Source organism: Nostoc sp. UHCC 0251 (assembly GCF_034932245.1).
Lineage (GTDB): Bacteria > Cyanobacteriota > Cyanobacteriia > Cyanobacteriales > Nostocaceae > Nostoc.
This window is the reverse complement of the sequence record NZ_JAYGHD010000010.1, coordinates 15,677-33,849: the sequence shown is the minus strand read 5'-3', so window position 1 is coordinate 33,849 and position 18,173 is coordinate 15,677. Positions and strand designations below refer to the sequence as shown.

Below are 18,173 nucleotides of genomic sequence, written 5' to 3'. Positions count from 1 at the left end.
CCTAACCCAAACCCATTTCACTAAGAACTTTTTCTAATTGATTTTCATCAAGCATTACATCAGGAAAGTCTGAAGGAGTATAACCTCCAGCATCTGGAGATAGACAATGAGTAATGAGTTTACACAGGACTTCCTTAAATTTTTCGGCTATAAATTTGACTGTAGTTTGACGATGAAGATTTTTGCTATAAGCCCAATCCACTCGTAGTTTGTTGTTAGTTATCAAAGCGTTGATTTCTATAAGATGGCTCCTTTGACCTCGTTGGCTTAGAGCTAATCCGCTAGATTCTTGAGCAAATGTAAACGAAGAAGACTGAGAAAATGTCTGGTCAAACTGACCTAAGTAATTAAAAAGCACTTCAGCTTTGGGGATACTATTCAGCATTTCTGTTATTTGTTGATCATGACTTAAATAGCGCAGTACCCCATAACCAATACCTCGATTGGGAAGACTTCGTAGTTCTTCTTTGACTATCTTTAAAGCTGTCCCTGGGTCTAAAGCTGCTGCTAAATTGATGTGGACTGGAAAGATACTTGTAAACCAGCCGACTGTACGAGATAAATCTACATTATCTAAAATTTCTTCGCGTCCGTGACCTTCTAACTCTACTAATAGAGATTGATGACCAGTCCAACTAGCAAAAGTTTGTCCCAGTGCCGTGAGCAACACATCATTAATTTGAGTGTTATAAGCTTGTGGCACTTCTTTTAAAAGTGCGTGAGTTTCTTCGACATTTAACTCTATTGATACGATATCTTTAGAAGCTTCTGTGTTTTCTCCATTAAGATAATCGATTGGTAGAGCAAAAATTTCCTTTTGAGCCAAGGCTAACCAGTAATGCTGTTCTTGCGCTAAGGCTTCTGATTTTGCATACTCCTGTAAATGATGTGACCATTGTTTAAAGGAAGTAGTTTTCGCTGGTAAATTAACAGTTTTGTCTTGACTAAGCTGCTGATAAACTGTTTGCAAATCCTCCAGCAAAATTCGCCAAGAAACCCCATCTACAGCTAAGTGATGAATGATAATCAATAAACGGCTTGGCTGATAACTACCTAAATCAAATAATGCTACTTGAATTAAAAGTCCACTGGACAAATCGAAACTTGCCTGTAATTTGGTAGCTGCTGCTTCTATAGCTGGCTGTTGTTCTGCTGCTAGTAGTGTAGAAAAATCGAATCTTGTTAAATTTACTTCACTTTCCGGTGGTGCTATTACCTGCTGCCAGCCAGACTCGGTTTGCTCAAATCTTAGCCGCAGCGCATCGTGGTGGATGTATAAATGCTGTATACTCTGCTTTAAGATATCTGGAGCGATCGCTTGTTGAGCTTCCAATAAAACAGCTTGGTTGTAATGGTGTGACTCTAGTAAATTTTGCCGGAAAAACCAATGTTGGATAGGTGTCAGAGGTACTAAACCTGTAACAAGACCTTGCTCGGCTTGAGTTGTCTCTTCAGTAGTCAGACAGACGGTAGCTAATTCAGCAATATTTTGGTACTGAAATAATTGTTTTGCAGTCAGCCGTAAACCTGCTTGGTTAGCTTTAGCAACGATCTGAATAGTTAAAATTGAATCTCCACCTAGTTCAAAGAAGTTATCGTAAATACCTACCTGCTCTACACGAAGAACTTCAGCCCAAATTTGAGCTAATTTACTTTCCACAAGAGTACAAGGAGCTACAAAGGTGTTTGCTAGTTCTAAGTTGCTGGGAGCAGGTGCAGGTAATGCCCGACGGTCTATTTTGCCATTTGGTGTGAGTGGCAGGACATCAAGCTGCACAAAAGCTGAGGGAATCATGTAATCTGGCAGCTTGTCTTTCAGAAAGTTGCGAATATCAGAAGTTTGCAAGATGCCGTTAGCAACAATATACGCAACTAATCTTTTATTACCTGGGATATCTTCTCTAACTACAACCACAGTTTCACTTACTGCCGGATGTTGACTAAGCAGTGCTTCAATTTCTCCTAGTTCAATTCGGAAACCGCGAATTTTCACCTGGTTGTCAATGCGTCCTAAAAACTCGATATTCCCGTCTGGGAGATAGCGGACTAAATCACCCGTTTTATATAGCCGCGCTTGTGATTTTTGACTAAATATATTATGTATGAACTTTTCGGTAGTTAAATCTGGGCGGTTATGATAGCCTCTGGCTAAACCTTTACCACCAATGTAAAGTTCTCCCATAACCCCTATGGGTACTGGTTGCAAGCTAGCATCTAATATATAAAGTTGGCTGTTAGAATACGGTCTGCCAATTGGTACTAATTGTTCAGATGTTAACTCTCCTGTAGTGTGTTCAAAATATGAACTGTCTATGGTAGCTTCGGTAACGCCAAAGGAGTTAATCAACCGTGTCTCTTCACCAAGAACAGCGCGGAATCTCTGGTACTCTGCCCCATACCAGCTATCAGAACCGCAGATAACCAACCGCATAAAATCGAGTTTCTGCTGGCTTTTTTCCAAGTACTCAACCAGATTTCTCAAAACTACTGGCACAAATTCCGCGCAGTCAACTTGTTGTTGACACATCAATTCGTATAGTTGTTGGGATTCTAGCAGTAACTCCCGTGGACACAGCACTAACTTACCGCCAGAGCATAAAGCCCGAACTAAATCTCCAGTAAACACATCAAAGGAAAAGTTCGCCATCTGAAGATGACAAAGGACTTGAGAACCAAGTTGATAAGCTTTTTCCCAGCTATAGTAGGCATTTACAAGGCTGCTATGCTCAATCATGACACCCTTTGATTGGCCAGTGGAACCAGAAGTGTAAATCAGGTAAGCTAAATTTGTTGCTTGTACGTTGCTGGTTGGGTTAGATTCTTGTGCTTGAGCAATTAATTCCCAGTCTGCATCTAAATAGATGACTTTACCTGCATAGGTGCGAAGAGTTTCAGTCAGTCGCTTTTGAGTTATTAGGACACTACACCCCGCATCCTGCAACATGAAATCTAAGCGTTGCTGTGGTTGATTGGGGTCTAATGGTACGTATGCGCCACCTGCTTTTAAAATACCTAAGAGTGCGATCGCCATTTCCAGCGATCGCTCGACACAAATCCCCACTAATACCTCTATGCCAACACCCAATTTTTCCAAATAATGTGCTAGTTGGTTGGCTCGCTGATTTAGTTGGCGATAGGTAAGTTGCTCATTTTCAAATACTACTGCAACTGCATCTGGTGTTTTTTCTACCTGTTTCTCAAACAGTTGATGAATGCACTTATCCTGGGGATAGTCAGCTTGAGTTTGATTCCAACCTACTAATAATTGGTTTTGCTCATCTTCTGTTAACAGGGGTAATTCAGAAAGCCGTTGCTCTGGATTAGCAATGATACCACAGAGTAATGTCTGTAAATGCCCTGCCATCCTTTGTATAGTTTGCGGCTCGAATAAATCGATACTGTACTCTAGAGTTCCTACTAATCCCTTCTCTGTCTCTGTCATATCCAGAGTCAAATCGAACTTCGCAGTGCCACTGTCACTTTCGAGAGTACTTAAAGTCAAACCCGGTAACTCAATCTCTGAGTTTTGTGCATTTTGCAGTACAAACATCACCTGAAATAGAGTTGTATGGCTTAAGTCTCGCTGTGGCTGTATTTTTTCCACTAGCAGTTCAAAAGGCGTATCTTGGTGGGTATAAGCACCTAAAGCTACTTCTTTGACACGATGCAGCAACTCTCGAAAACTGGGATTGTCTGCAAGATTAGTCCGCAACACTAGGGTATTGGCAAAGAAACCAATTAACCCTTCTATCTGGCTGTGGTTACGATTAGCGATGGGAGAACCTATGACAATATCATTGCTTCCGGTGTAGCGGTGTAGTAGTGTCTTAAAAGCTGCCAGCAAGGTCATGAATAAGGTGCTTCCATGCTGCTGGCTCAAAGATTTTAGCGCCAGAGATTGGTCTTTTGACAAACAGAAAGAATGTTTTGCACCACGGGAGGTTTGAATAGCTGGTCGCGGATAGTCAGTTGGTAACTCTAGTACTGCTGGCGCACCATCTAGCTGTTTTAGCCAGTAAGCAAGCTGGGATTCTAGTACTTCTCCCTTCAGCCATTGCCCCTGCCAAGCTGCGAAGTCTGCATACTGAATTTCAAGTTCAGGTAAGGGTGAAGGTTGCTTCTGACAAAAAGCTTGATAAAGTGTTGCTACCTCACGCACTAGCACCTCTATTGACCAACCATCAGAGACAATGTGATGCATAGTCAAGAGTGTCACATATTCCTGTTCACTCAGGCGGAGTAATTTCACTCGTAGCAGAGTGTCAGCCTCAAGGTTGAATGGCTGTTGCGCCTCTGCAAAGGCTAGTTGTCTGACCTTGGTTTCTCGTTGAGTGGGAGGTAATTCGCTCAGGTCAATTACTGATAATAACTGCGGTGTTGTTGGTGAAATGACTGCTATGGCTTGCCCTTCAACTGTCCGAAAATTAGTTCGCAAGACTTCGTGACGGCGGAGAATTTCATTGAAACTCTGTTCTAGTGCTGCTAGATTCAACTGCCCCTCTAAGCGCACAGCAGCAGGAATATTGTAAAAAGGGCTATCCGGCTCTAAATGGCTAAGAAACCATAAGCGCTGTTGGGCAAAGGATAGGGGTAATTCTGGTGATGGGCAAAGCCCCGTCTTTGGCGATCGCGAAATGCGTTTGATGGTTGGTATTTCTAATCCTTTGTCGGCGTTAATCGCTGTTTGAATTTCTTTCGCTAACTCGCTTACTGTTGGCAACTCAAACAAGCGACGTAAAGGTATCTCTACCTCAAACACTTGCCGTATCTGGGATATAACACGAGTTGCTAAAAGGGAATGTCCACCAATTTCAAAGAAATTATCATGTATACCGACTTTTTCAACACGCAGTATTTTTGCCCAGATTCTTGCTAAGATTTCCTCAACTGCGGTACGAGGTGCGACAAAAGAATTTTCTAGCTCTAAGTTGTTCTTAACTGGTGCTGGTAGTGCTTTCCGGTCGATTTTGCCATTTGGTGTAAGTGGTAGGGTGTCAAGCTGCACAAAAGCTGAGGGGATCATGTAAACTGGCAGCTTGTCTTTTAAGAAGTTGCGAATTTCCAAGATTTGCAGAATGTCGTTAGAAACAATGTAAGCCACTAATCTTTTATCACCTGGGTTATCTTCTCTGATGATAACTACAGTTTTTTGAACTGTTGGGTATTGGCTCAATATGGCTTCAATTTCTCCCATTTCAATGCGAAAACCACGAATTTTAACCTGGTTATCAACGCGGCCTAAAAACTCAAGATTTCCATCTGGAAGATAGCGAACTAAGTCACCTGTTTTGTAAAGTCGTGCTTTTGATTCTGGGCTAAAAACATTGGCAATAAATTTTTCATTTGTTAAATCTGGACGGTTATGATAGCCTCTCGCTAAACCATCACCACCAATATAAAGTTCACCCATCACTCCTATGGGTACTGGTTGTAAATTGTCATTTAAAACATAAATTTGTGTGTTGTCAATGGGGCGACCAATCAATACTTGCTGTTTGTTAATATCAATAATTTTGTAGAGAGTAGACCAAATAGTAGTTTCTGTTGGCCCATACATATTCCACACAGCAGCACATTTTTCTACTAAATGTTGCGCTAGTTGTTTGGGTAAATTTTCTCCACCACAGAGGATTTTCAAGTTTGGACTACCCTGCCACCCAGATTCTAAAAGTATCCGCCATGTTGCTGGTGTTGCTTGCATAACAGTAGCACTAGAGTTTACCAAACACTTTAATAATTGGCTGCCATCTGTGGCAATTTCACGGCTAGCTATGACTAACCGCGCACCAATAATTAGGGGAAGAAAAAGTTCTAAAACTGCTATATCAAAAGTAATTGTTGTGACAGATAATATTGTATCTTGGCCTGTTAGCCCTGGTTTTCTCAGCATAGAAATCAGAAAATTAACCACCGAGCAATGAGGTATTTCTACACCTTTGGGTTTTCCTGTAGAGCCAGAAGTGTAAATTATATAAGCTAGGCTTTGAGTTATATTTCCATTAACTAAATTTTCCTGAGACTGATGATAAATATTTTCCCATTCCTTGTCTAAGCAGAGAATTTGAGTTTGGTTTTCTGGTAAAGCTATTAATAAATTTTGTTGTGTTAATAAAATTGATACCTGAGCATCTGCCAATATATAAGTTAAGCGTTCTTGGGGATATGCTGGGTCTAATGGTAAGTAAGTACCGTCTGCTTTAAGGATAGCTAATAATCCCACTAGCATTTCTAAACCGCGTTCTAGAAAAATACCAACATTTACCCCAGTGCTAACACCTAAACTTGCTAAGTAGTGCGCTAGTTGATTGGCTTTTTGGTTTAATTGTCTGTAGGTTAATTGCAGACCTTCAAAAACTACCGCCACTGCATCTGGTGTTTTTTCTACCTGTTCTTCAAATAATTGATGGATGCACTTATCCTGGGGATAGTCAGCTTGAGTATTATTCCACTCCACTAGCAGTTGATGTTTCTCAACTTCTGTCAACATTGACAATGAAGCCAGAGGCTGATTAACATCTGCAATCATATTTTCTAGTAAAGTGGCTAGATGCCCCAGCATCCGAGTAATAGTATCTGGATGAAAGCCGCCGCAGGCATCGCAATCGTAAGATATTCTCAGTTCCAACTCAGAACTAGGTATAACTGTTACTGTCAAAGGATAGTTAGTGTTGTCAACAGCACTAATAAACTGGGTTTCTAAATCTTTCATCCCATTTTTTAATGCAGTATCAATGGGATAATTTTCAAATACTAATATGCTTTCAAATAAAGGTAAACTCCGCGGGACTTCGCTCCAGCCTTGCACCTCTACTAGTGGGCTATATTCATATTGCCGAATTTCTGCTAGTTGTGATTGCAATTTTCTCAACCACGATAACAAAGATTCTTCAGCATCAATTTTCACTCGTACAGGTAGGGTATTAATAAACATCCCCACCATAGACTCAGCGTTGACTAAATCTGCTGGACGACCGGAGACTGTTACACCATAAACTACATCTGTTTCTCTACTGTAGCGGCTTAAAAGTAAAGCGTAAGCTCCTTGGACAAGGGTGTTAAGTGTGAGTTGATTTTGTCTTGCTAAAGATTGTAGTGTTGCCGTAGTTGTTTGCGAAAGCTTGATTACTTGCTGATTGTATTTCTCTGGTTGCTTGAATGAGTCTTGAGTATTCAAATTAATTAAGGGTGTGGGTGCTGTAACTCCCTGTAATGACTGTTGCCAAAATTCCTTTGCTTTGTTTAAATCTTGTTGTTGCAACCAACCAATATAATCGCCAAAGGAAGTATCTAATATTAAAGGTGAATTTTTACCTTGGTCAAGTGATTGGTAAATTTCTACTACTTCTTTTAAGACTAAAGCTGTTGACCAACCATCTAAAATGAGATGATGCTTACTCCAAATAAAGTAATAGCAATCATCATTACAGCGAATTAAATGCAGCCGCATTAGGCATGGTTGTGTAAGGTCAAAATTGGCGGTGCGATCGCTCTCTAAAAATTCCTGCAATTTCTGCGGCTGCTCATTTGGGTCAATATCTCGCCAATCGCGCTGTATTAAGGATACTTTGACTTCTCGATGCACAGTCTGTAAAGGTTTTTCTAGATTTTCCCAATAAAAAGCTGTGCGTAAAACAGTATGGCGGTTGACTACTTCTTGCCAAGCTTGTTCAAAAGCTACAACATTAAAATTGCCTTTCAGGGAGTAACATAACTGGACAAAATAAACAGCTGATTCGGAAGCATATAAACTATGAAAGAGAATGCCCTGTTGTAGCGGTGATAGTTCATAAATATCTTGGATGCTGTCAGCTTTCATGTTGTTATTTCTCACTCCCACGGTTAATTTTTGCCAGTAAAAAGTCGAGGTCTTTTTGGCTTACTTTTGCTTTAGAGAAATCAGAAGGGGTATAACCTCCTGCATCAGGCGATTGACAATGGCTAATAATTTCCCGCAGTGCTTGGACAAAGTTTTGAGCAATACTTGATACTGTTTCCTCTTTGTAAATTGCTGTGCTATAAGTCCAATTTAGTTGTAGACAGCTACCTGTCACAAACCCATTAATATCAAATAAATGACGGCGGCTTCCTAAAAGACTACGTGTTACACCACTCGATTCTGATGCTAATTTGAATAAAGAAGATTCTTGTAAAACCTGATCAAATTGTCCTAAATAGTTGAAACAAACTTCTGCTTGGGGCATAGCAGCTAAATTTTTAGCAGTATCGTTGCTCAAATACCGCAATACACCATAATCAAAACCCCGATTTGATATACTACGAAGCTGTTCTTTAATTGCTTTTAAATCATCCCCAATTGCACCATTTTCTAAATTCAATAGGACTGGAAAGACAGTAGTAAACCAACCGACTGTACGAGATAAATCAATGTCAGTAAAAATGTCTTCTCGTCCATGTCCTTCTAAGTTAACTAATAGTGTTTTTTCTCCTGTCCACTCTGCAAACGTTTTTGCTAGTGCTGTTAACAAAACATCGTTGATTTGTGTATGGTACTTGGCTGGTACTTCTTGTAGCAGTGCTTGTGTCTCAGTTTCATCAACAAATACTGAAAGAGTTTTACTTGTAGCTACGGTATTTAATCCCCTTACATAATCTACTGGTAAAGAAGAAACTCGTTTTCTTAACTCAGAACACCAGAAATCTAACTGTGAGTGTAACGTCTTTGTGTTTGCATATTCTTGCAAACGTTCACTCCATTGTTTAAAAGAAGTTGTTTTGGCTGGTAATCGAATTACTTGATGTTGCTGAAGTTTTTCTATAGCTGTTTGCAAATCTGACAATAAAATTCGCCAGGAAACGCCATCAATAGCCAAATGATGAATGATAATTAGTAAGCGGTTATTTTGCTGAGAACCCAAATCGAATAACGCTAACCGAACCAGTAAACCATGTGATAAATCTAAACTTGCTTGCAATTCTGTCGCTTTGGTTTCAATCGCCGCTTTTTGTTGCTCTTGGGGTAGATGAGAAAAATCGAATTTGGTAAATGGAATTTCAGGTTCAACACCAGCATTAAACGATTCCCAACCATTAGCTGTGGGGCGAAAACATAAGCGAAGTGCGTCATGCTGCGCCAGTAAATGCTGTATTGCTTGCTGTAAAATATTAGGCTCGATATTTTGCTGTAATTCTAGCAATAACGATTGATTCCAATGATGTGGTTCTGGTAAATCTTGAGCAAAGAAGCTATGTTGAATTGGTGTGAGAGGTACAGTACCAATTACCAACCCTTGTTCTGATTCTGCCTTTGAAGTAGTATCTGCAACTAATGCTAGTTTGGCAATGGTTTGGTGTTCAAAAATCTGCTTGGGGGTGAGGCGTAAACCGACTTGATTTGCTTTGGCGATCGCCTGAATACTAATAATCGAATCTCCACCCAATTCAAAGAAATTATCGTGAATACTAACTTGCTCTAAATTTAGCAGTTCTGCCCAAATTTTAGCTAAGGCAATTTCTACTGGAGTACGCGCTGCAACAAAGGTAGCTTGTAACTCTGGTTTAACTGCATCCGATGCTAGTAAAGCTTTTTTGTCGATTTTTCCATTTGCTGTAAGCGGTAAAGCCTTCAAAAATACAAATTGTGAAGGCAGCATATATTCAGGCAGTTTTTGCTTGATAAAATCGCGCAATTCAGCAGGTTGAAAATCTTCTTGACCAACTATATAGGCTACAAGCTGCTTTTTCCCTGGATGAGCTTCTTTTGCAACTACAACTACTTCTCGCACTTGCGAATATTGACGAAGTACGGCTTCAATTTCTCCTAATTCGATGCGATAGCCATGTAATTTTACTTGGTCATCAATTCGACCCAAAAATTCTAAGTTACCATCAGACTGATAGCGTCCTAAATCCCCAGTTTTATAAAGTCTTGCGTCAGTTTCACTACTGAATGAATTACGAATAAATCGCTCGTTAGTTAGTTCTGGTTGATTTATATAACCTCTGGCTACATTATCACCACCTATATAGATTTCTCCTACCACACCCAAGGGTACAGGTTGACAATAGTTATCTAGTAAATAGATTTGGGTATTGGCTAAAGGACGGCCGAGAGAAACTGTAGTTGATGGCGTATCAGTAGAAACTTCTTTCACCGTATAAGTGAGTACACCAACGGTAGTTTCAGTTGGGCCGTAGTGGTTAATAATTTTGCATTCTGGTGCTAATTCACGTACTTTTTTAATTAAATCCCAAGTGGCGGCTTCACCACCAAGAATGAGACGTTGGCGTGGTAGAAGTTTTTCGGGATGAGAACCTGATAATAAAGCAGATAGATGTGAAGGAACTATTTTAAGACAATCTATGGTGTTGCGATCGCAATATTCGGCAAATGCAACTGGATCAGTAGCACATTCCTCTGCAATGATGTGCAAGCATCCACCCGTACACAACGCCGAGAAAATTGCTGTGTTACCTAAGTCTGCGGCGAAGGTGGAAACAGTGGCAAAGCTAGCCGCCTCTGGTAAATCGAGTTTTTCTAATATACCGTTAACATAATTGACTATTTGTCGATGTTCAACTGCAACTCCTTTGGGTTTACCTGTTGAACCAGAGGTGTAGATAACATAAGCCAAGTTCTCTGGGGTAACAGGCTGGAGAATGTTGTTTTGAGACGCATCATTGATATCTGCATCAATATAAACTACCTGCGCCTGGAAATTCATTTTTTCTACAAGGCGCTTTTGAGTTAACAACACCGATACTTGAGCATCTTGCAATCTGAATGCTAATGCTGCTTCGGGTAAAGAAGGTTCTAGAGGTAAATAGGCTGCACCTGCTTTGAGAATGCCAAAAATACCAACTATCATATCCAAGGAACGTTCAACGCAAAGCGCAACAACAGTTTCCGGTTTGACTCCCAATGATGCCAAATAATTAGCTAAGTTGTTAGCTTTGGCATTTAGTTCTTTATAAGTCAAATGTTGATTGCCAAAAACAGCTGCAATATTATTTGGTGTGCTGTTAGCCTGTGCTTCAACCCAGTGATGAATGCACTGGTATGGAGAAGGAGCAGTTTTAGTATTGTTAAATTCGCCTAAGAGTTGCTGGCGTTCTTGTGGAGAAAGGATTTCAAGTTGGGCAATTGAAGTCTCTGAATTATTAATTACACTGATTAACAAAGTCTGAAACTGTGCTGCTAATCGTTCAATATATTTTAGCTCAAATAAATTAGCATCATAATAAAATTCTGCTGTGAGTGAATCACTTTGTTGCCAGCATAATAGTTTTACCTTGAAGCGTTCAATACAGCTATATATTTTTGAAATTGAGAAAGTTACATCACCAGCAAAATATTTACTGGGTTGGGATACAAATTCAAAGGCAAAAGGTAAAAATGATAATTCTTGACTATCTTTAGTCTCAGCGAAAAATTCTTCTGGATTAAAAAAGTCTTGCCATTGAGAAACTTGATTTATTGCTTCATCTAACTGCTTTAATATATCAGTAAGTATATGTTCTTCTTGTGGTTGAATACGAATAGGTAAAGATTTAGCTAATAATCCTACTGCTGACTGTAATTCTTCGTAATTTCTCCCATCACAACATAAAGCTAAAATAGGTTCAAATTTGTTAGTCAAACGCCACAGGAGAATTTGCCAGCACGCCATTAAAACTGTTGAAATATCTACAGTGTGTTTTTGTGCGATCGCCGCAATATTAGTTGTAGTGGCAGAATCAAAGTTGATGCTAATAGCTTGGGGTTCAAATATTAGTTTTTGGTGAACTTTTTTCTCGTTTGGTAACTTACCTATAAGAGAGTCAGATACTTTTTGATTACGCCAATACTCTTTTGCTGTTTCAGCTTCTTCTCCAATTAATAACTCATTTTGCCAAGCAGCAATATCTGCGTATTGTAAAAGTGTCTCTTCTAACTCACGTTTGTGCAAATAAGCATCATAAGTAGCACTAAGATCGCGTAAAAGATGATGCAAAGATATTCTATCTGCACAAATTGCTGATATTGCTATTAGCAGAATGTATTGATTATCAGAGTTTTTAATTACATCAATCTGACTAGTAAAACCTTTCTCTAACTGAAAATATAATTCATTATTTTCTTGAAAGAATATATCAATATTTACTTCTTGGCTTTCTGTATCTAAATTCTGCCAATCACAATAGTTAAATTTTATAGATATTTCCTCTTCAATCACTTGTAAAGGAACTGCCATTCCCGCCAAGGTAGGAAAGCTAGTACGTAAAATTTCATATTTAGCCCAAACATTATGTATGGCTTTTTCTAAAATTGTATATTCAATATTTCCCTCTACTAAAACTGCACATTGAACGCGATATGGCTGATAGTTATTTTCTTGCTGTAATAACCATAAGCATTTTTGCTGAGGTGAAATTTGAAAGCCTTCTATAGATATAGCTTGCATAATATTTGTTATGTATTTATATATTTAAATTATTTGCTTGTATAAGGTTGTGCCATCCCTACCAAAACCTTTCTCGCACCTGTGAATGGCTTACGGCCATGAGCAACCAGCATATTATCTAGTAATAAAATATCTCCTTCTTGCCAAGAGAATGTCACTGTTTTTTGCTCATATATTGAGTGAATTTCTTCTAACACTGAGGATTCAATTTCTGAACCATCTCCATAATAAGCATTGCGTGGTAATTCATCGGCATTTAGTATAGCAAGTAAAGATTGACGGACTTCTGCTTTTAAGCTTGAGATATGAAATAAATGCGCTTGATTAAACCAAATTGAATCACCAGTTTGAGGATGGGTAGCAACAGCTTGACAAACTTGCTTGGTTCTAAGTTTATTTCCGTCTAACCATGTAAAATCAATACCAACAGATTGACAATAAGCTTCTACTTCAGCTTTATCGTTAGTTTGAAATACAGTTTCCCAAGATAAATCAATCCCTTGCCCGTAATTACGGACATACATAATCTTTTTTTGAATAAATTGCTCTTTGATTTTTGGATCTATACATTGAAATATTTTACGGCTATCAGCAATTGGTGTTTCTCCACCTTGCTCTGCTGCCTTTACACAAAAGAAGGCAATTTTCATTGGCCAATTAAGAGAATAGGCCATTTCGTTATGTAGAGGAATTGATTGATCGGGCGGATATTCTGTTGATGTATATATCTTGCCATCAACTTGGCTCCGCGGAGTTGAACGATAAGAATATTCAATTAATTCTCCTGCTATAGCCTGCATAAAATTAGCAAATTCGCTATGAGTATTAACTGGAAAATTGCGAAAAAGTAAACCTCCGTATTGAATTAATTGTTTTTCTATCCAACCACGGTTGTTACTTGCCCAATTGACTAAATGAACGCCATCCACAGCAGATTGAATAACGAGAGGTAGCTGTTGATTAGATTCTATGAAACTGGTTGTAACCAAGTTTTCGGAAGAAACTGTAATTGATTTTCTTTTGAATGTTTTTAGATTCATGTTCTTATGCCTAATTATGATTCAACTTTGCCTGCGATCGCCTTGCGTCCGACTTTGCCTAACTTCTGAATCCGAGCTTGCTGCAATTCTTGATTTTGGATGTTTTGTTGTTGTTTTTCCGTTTCCTGCAATAGTGTTACTAATTGGTCAAGCCGAATATCTGGCTGTTCCACAACCTTTGTTAGTAATGTTTCCAAAATAACTGTCATGCGAGCAATAGTAGGGGCATGAAATAAATCTATTTTATACTCAAAGAAACCTTCCATTCCTTCTGGCATTTCTGTTAATTGCAGTTTCAAATCATGACGAACAGTGCCACTGTCACCTTCTAAAATGCTGAGATTTAGCCCTTCTAGTTCTAGATTTGATTTAGGAGCATTTTGCAAAACAAACCATACCTGAAATAGCGGCGAATGATTTAAATTACGCTCTGGCTGTAGTTCTGCTACTAACTTCTCAAATGGTAAATCTTGATGTGCATAAGCTCCCAAAGCTGTTTCTCGTACCTGTTGCAATAATTCTTTAAAGCTGGGGTTATGGGAAAGTTTAGTACGTAATACGAGAGTGTTAACAAAAAAGCCAATTAATCCTTCTAATTCGCTGCGGTTACGGTTAGCGATGGGAGAACCTACAAGAATATCTTCTTGCTTTGTATAGTGATAAAGCAAAGTATTGAAAGCTGCCAGCAGAGTCATAAATAAAGTGACACCTTCTTGCTGACTGAGAGATTTAAGCTTATCAGTTAGTGTTGCAGATAGGGTGAACGAGTGTTTTTTTCCTAAAGAAGTTTGTAGTTGGGTGCGGGGTTTATCTGTCGGTAATTCTAGAATTGTTTTAGCGTTCTCTAACTGCTGCTTCCAGTAGGTTAATTGAGTATCAAGCCTTTCTCCTTGTAAATATTGCTGTTGCCATACTGCATAATCAGCATATTGAATTGGTAACTCTAGTAGCAGAGAAGGTTTGCTATTTGAAAATGCTTCATAAAGTGCTGAAACCTCCCGGATAAACACTCCTCCTGACCAAGCATCAAAGATAATATGGTGCATTGTGACTAACAAGATATGTTCTTCTTCAGTTAGACGCAAAAGCACTAACCGCAGCAATCGTGCTTGTGTCAAATCAAATGGTTGCTGGGCATTTTCTACCTCTAGTCTTTGTACTTCTTTTTCTCTTTCAACTATTGGTAAATGTTGTAAATATACAATTGGCAAAGGTACTCTTAATTCAGAAATAATCTTCTGAATTGGTCGCCCCTCAACAATTGTAAAGCACGTCCGTAAAACTTCATGTCGCCGGACAATCTCGTTAATACTGTCCTCTAGTGCAGCTAAATTTAGTTTTCCTTGCAGTCGCACCAAGTCAGAGCCATTGTAAGCTGTTGAGTCGGGGTCTAATTGATGAAGGAACCACAATCTTTGTTGAGAAAAAGACAGAGGTAATTCTTGATTTCGGTCAATAGGTACTAGAGAAGGCACTGAGTCGAATTCAGGTTTAGCTTTCTCTATATGTTTGGCAAGTTCAGCTATTGTGGGTGATGCAAATAGATTACGTAGTGGTATTTCTAGCCCAAAGGCTTTTCGTACTTGGGAAATTACTTGAGTAGCTAATAAAGAATGTCCACCTAATTCAAAAAAGTTGTCGTTAATGCCTACTTGCTCTATTCCCAGGATTTTTACCCAAATTCCTAGCAACATTGCCTCAGTTGGGTTACGAGGAGCAACAAATTTTTGTTCTAATTCAGGACGAGTTTGCTCTGGTGCGGGTAATGCTCGACGGTCTATTTTGCCATTGGGTGTTAAGGGTAAACTATCTAGCAGCACAAAGGCAGAAGGAACCATGTATTCTGGCAAATGTTGCTGTAGGTAATTTCGCAGTTCATTAATAGAGTGTGCCGCGTTTTGATAAAAAACGACATAAGCCACAAGAGATTGATTTTCCTGCACAACAACGGCTTCCCGCACAGCTAGATGTTGGCACAATACTGTTTCAATCTCTCCCAATTCAATCCGAAAACCTCGGATTTTCACTTGATGATCTATTCTTCCTAAATATTCAATGTTGCCATCTGGTAAATATCGAGCTAAATCTCCAGTTTTGTAAAGGCGACTTTCTGGTTGATTACTAAAAGGATTAGGAATGAATTTTTCATCTGTCAAATCTGGGCGATTTAAATATCCTCTAGCTACTCCAACCCCACCAATATGCAATTCTCCAGAAACGCCAATAGGTAATGGTTGTAAATGGGAATCTAACAAATAAATTTGGGTATTGGCGATGGGGCGACCAATTGGAACTATGGATTTATGACTTTCTTGTTGACACTTCCAGAAGGTAACATCGATCGCGGCTTCTGTGGGGCCATAAAGATTATGTAGTTCGGCATTTAAAATATCAAAAAAACGTTGCTGAAGTGCAAAAGTTAGAGCTTCACCACTACAAATAAACCGCGTGAGAGATTTTAATTTCTCTACTCCCGGTGTTTCCAAGAATACCTGAAGCATTGAAGGTACAAAATGCAGAGTTGTAATACTTTTTTCAGCAATTAAGTTTATTAAATATGTGCTATCTTTATGTCCTTCTGGTTTTGCAATTACTAGACGAGCGCCTGTGATGAGAGTCCAGAAAAATTCCCAGACTGATACATCAAAACTAACAGGAGTTTTCTGAAGTACAGCATCAATTGTTGTTAGTTGATAGGCTTGTTGCATCCAGAGGAGACGATTACAAATCCCCCGGTGCGTGTTCATTGCTCCTTTTGGTTTTCCTGTAGAACCAGAAGTGTAAATGATGTAAGCCAAATTATCAGGTGTGATTTTGGTATTTGGGTTATCTTTACTGTATTCTGCTATGTTTTCCCAATCAGTATCTAAGCAGATAGCTTTGCCTTTATATGTGGGCAGTTTGGTTAATATTTTTTGCTGTGTTAATAATATTGGTGCTTGAGAATCTTCTAAAAGGAAAGTTAAACGCTCTAAAGGATAATTAGGATCTATTGGAATATAAACACCACCAGCTTTTAATATTCCCAACAGCCCTACTACCATTTCTAAGGATCGTTCTAGACAAATACAAACACGCTCCTCTGCTTGAACTCCTAATAATTGTAAGTAATGTGCTAATTGATTGGCACAATTATTTAATTCTCTATAAGTAAGCTTTTTATCTGCAAATATTACTGCAATAGCGTCAGGTGTCTTTTCTACTTGTGCCTCAATTAAATGATGCAGGCATTGTTCAAGCTGACTATGAGAAATTTCTAAGGAATTTTGATTAAATTCTACTAATAACTGATGTTGTTCAGTGGGTGTTAATAAAGGCAACTTACTAATAGAGCGATCGCAATTAGCAACTATACTCTCTAATAAAGTTTGAAAATGCCCTACCATCCTGTTAATGGTGTCAGCATGGAACAACTCGCTGTTGTATTCCAAAAATCCGATTAGCCCTTGCTTGGTATCTTCCACATACAAAGTCAAATCAAACTTGGCAGTCCCGTTATCTACCATCAAAGGAGCCAAGGTTAAATTCGGCAGTTGTAGGGCTAACATTGGCGCATCTTGAAAGACGAACATCACCTGAAACAGAGGAGTGTGGCTTAATGTCCGTTCCGGTTGTAGTTCTTTGACTAGCTCCTCAAAGGGAAAGTCTTGATGAGTGTAAGCGGCTAAGGCTGTGTCGCGTACTCGTTTCACCAACTCTCTAAAACTTGGTTCCCCAGATACATCAGTTCGGAGAACTAAAGTGTTAACGAAGCATCCCAGTAAATTCTCAATTTCGCTGTGAGTGCGATTAGCAACGGGAGTCCCAACTAATAAGTCTGTTTGTTCTGTGTAACGGTAAAGCAAGGTTTTAAACGCTGCAAGCAATACCATGAACAGGGTAACGCCTTCCTGTTGACTGAAAGACTTGAGTGCATCTGCGATCGCTTGCTCAATTATAATAGTTGCACGCGCACCTTGGAAGCTTTGTTGTGCAGGGCGGGGATAATCTGTTGGTAGGTTGAGAATTGGCGGCGCATCTTTGAGTTGCTGCTTCCAGTATGTCAACTGATGCAATTTATCATTTAAATATTGTCTTTGCCAGAGTGCAAAGTCTGCATACTGAATTAGTAACTCTGGCAATGTTACTGGAATATCTTGGCAAAAGCCTTGATATAGTGCTGCTAACTCTCGATAAAAGATTTGCCATGACCAACCATCAGAAATAATGTGATGCTTAGTAAGTAGCAGAATATGTTCTTGCTCACTCAGATGAATTAGCGTACCTCGAAACAGTGGCGCTTGGCTAAGGTCAAAGGGTTGACGAGCTTTTTCTGTAACAATTTGGTTTATTTTCGCTTCTGAGTATGTTTGTAATTTTATAGTTGTCAGCGTAAATGTCAGGTTGGGAGCAATTACTTGTAAAGTTTGCTCATCTACAATTTGAAAGCTAGTGCGGAGAATTTCATGCCTTTTAATAATTTCATTAATACTTTTTTCTAAAGCTATAGTGTTGAGAACACCTGTAAAACGCAATAAACTAGATTCATTATATAAAGGTGTATTTGGTTGTAGCTGATGAAGCAGCCACAACCTCTCTTGAGTTAATGATAAATATAAAATATCTGATGTTGTTCTTTTGGGAATTGAAGTTGATTTTTTAAATTGTAAGTTTTTCTGTTGAAGCCGCAGTTCAAACAATGCTCGTTGTTCGGGAGATAAGGCGGCAATTCTTTCAGTTATATCTTTCACGG

The 18,173-nt window shown here is 39.0% G+C and carries 4 protein-coding genes; all 4 read right to left on the bottom strand.

Going from position 1 to position 18,173, the window contains the following annotated elements:
• Position 1: 1 nt before the first annotated feature.
• From VB740_RS02645 to VB740_RS02630, 4 genes are read right to left on the bottom strand one after another with little or no spacing between them, the layout of a single operon-like run.
• Positions 2-7,816, bottom strand: coding sequence for a non-ribosomal peptide synthetase (locus VB740_RS02645; RefSeq protein WP_323198535.1), 7,815 nt, complete (start codon positions 7,814-7,816; stop codon positions 2-4).
• A gap of 4 nt (positions 7,817-7,820) precedes the next feature.
• Positions 7,821-12,401: a non-ribosomal peptide synthetase gene (locus VB740_RS02640; RefSeq protein WP_323198534.1), complete on the bottom strand. Its 4,581-nt coding sequence runs from the start codon at positions 12,399-12,401 to the stop codon at positions 7,821-7,823.
• 29 nt (positions 12,402-12,430) lie between these two features.
• Positions 12,431-13,441 carry a TauD/TfdA family dioxygenase gene (locus VB740_RS02635; protein ID WP_323198533.1) on the bottom strand — a complete coding sequence of 337 codons (1,011 nt, stop codon included), beginning with the start codon at positions 13,439-13,441 and terminating at the stop codon, positions 12,431-12,433.
• Positions 13,442-13,455: 14 nt separating this feature from the next.
• Positions 13,456-18,171, bottom strand: a complete 4,716-nt coding sequence (locus VB740_RS02630; protein ID WP_323198532.1) for a non-ribosomal peptide synthetase — start codon at positions 18,169-18,171, stop codon at positions 13,456-13,458.
• Between the last annotated feature and the right edge of the window lie 2 nt (positions 18,172-18,173).

Bases quoted from the DNA above. Each gene is read 5' to 3' on its own strand.
- VB740_RS02635 (WP_323198533.1), bottom strand. From the start codon at position 13,441: ATGAATCTAAAAACATTCAAAAGAAAATCAATTACAGTTTCTTCCGAA.
- VB740_RS02645 (WP_323198535.1), bottom strand. From the start codon at position 7,816: ATGAAAGCTGACAGCATCCAAGATATTTATGAACTATCACCGCTACAA.
- VB740_RS02640 (WP_323198534.1), bottom strand. From the start codon at position 12,401: ATGCAAGCTATATCTATAGAAGGCTTTCAAATTTCACCTCAGCAAAAA.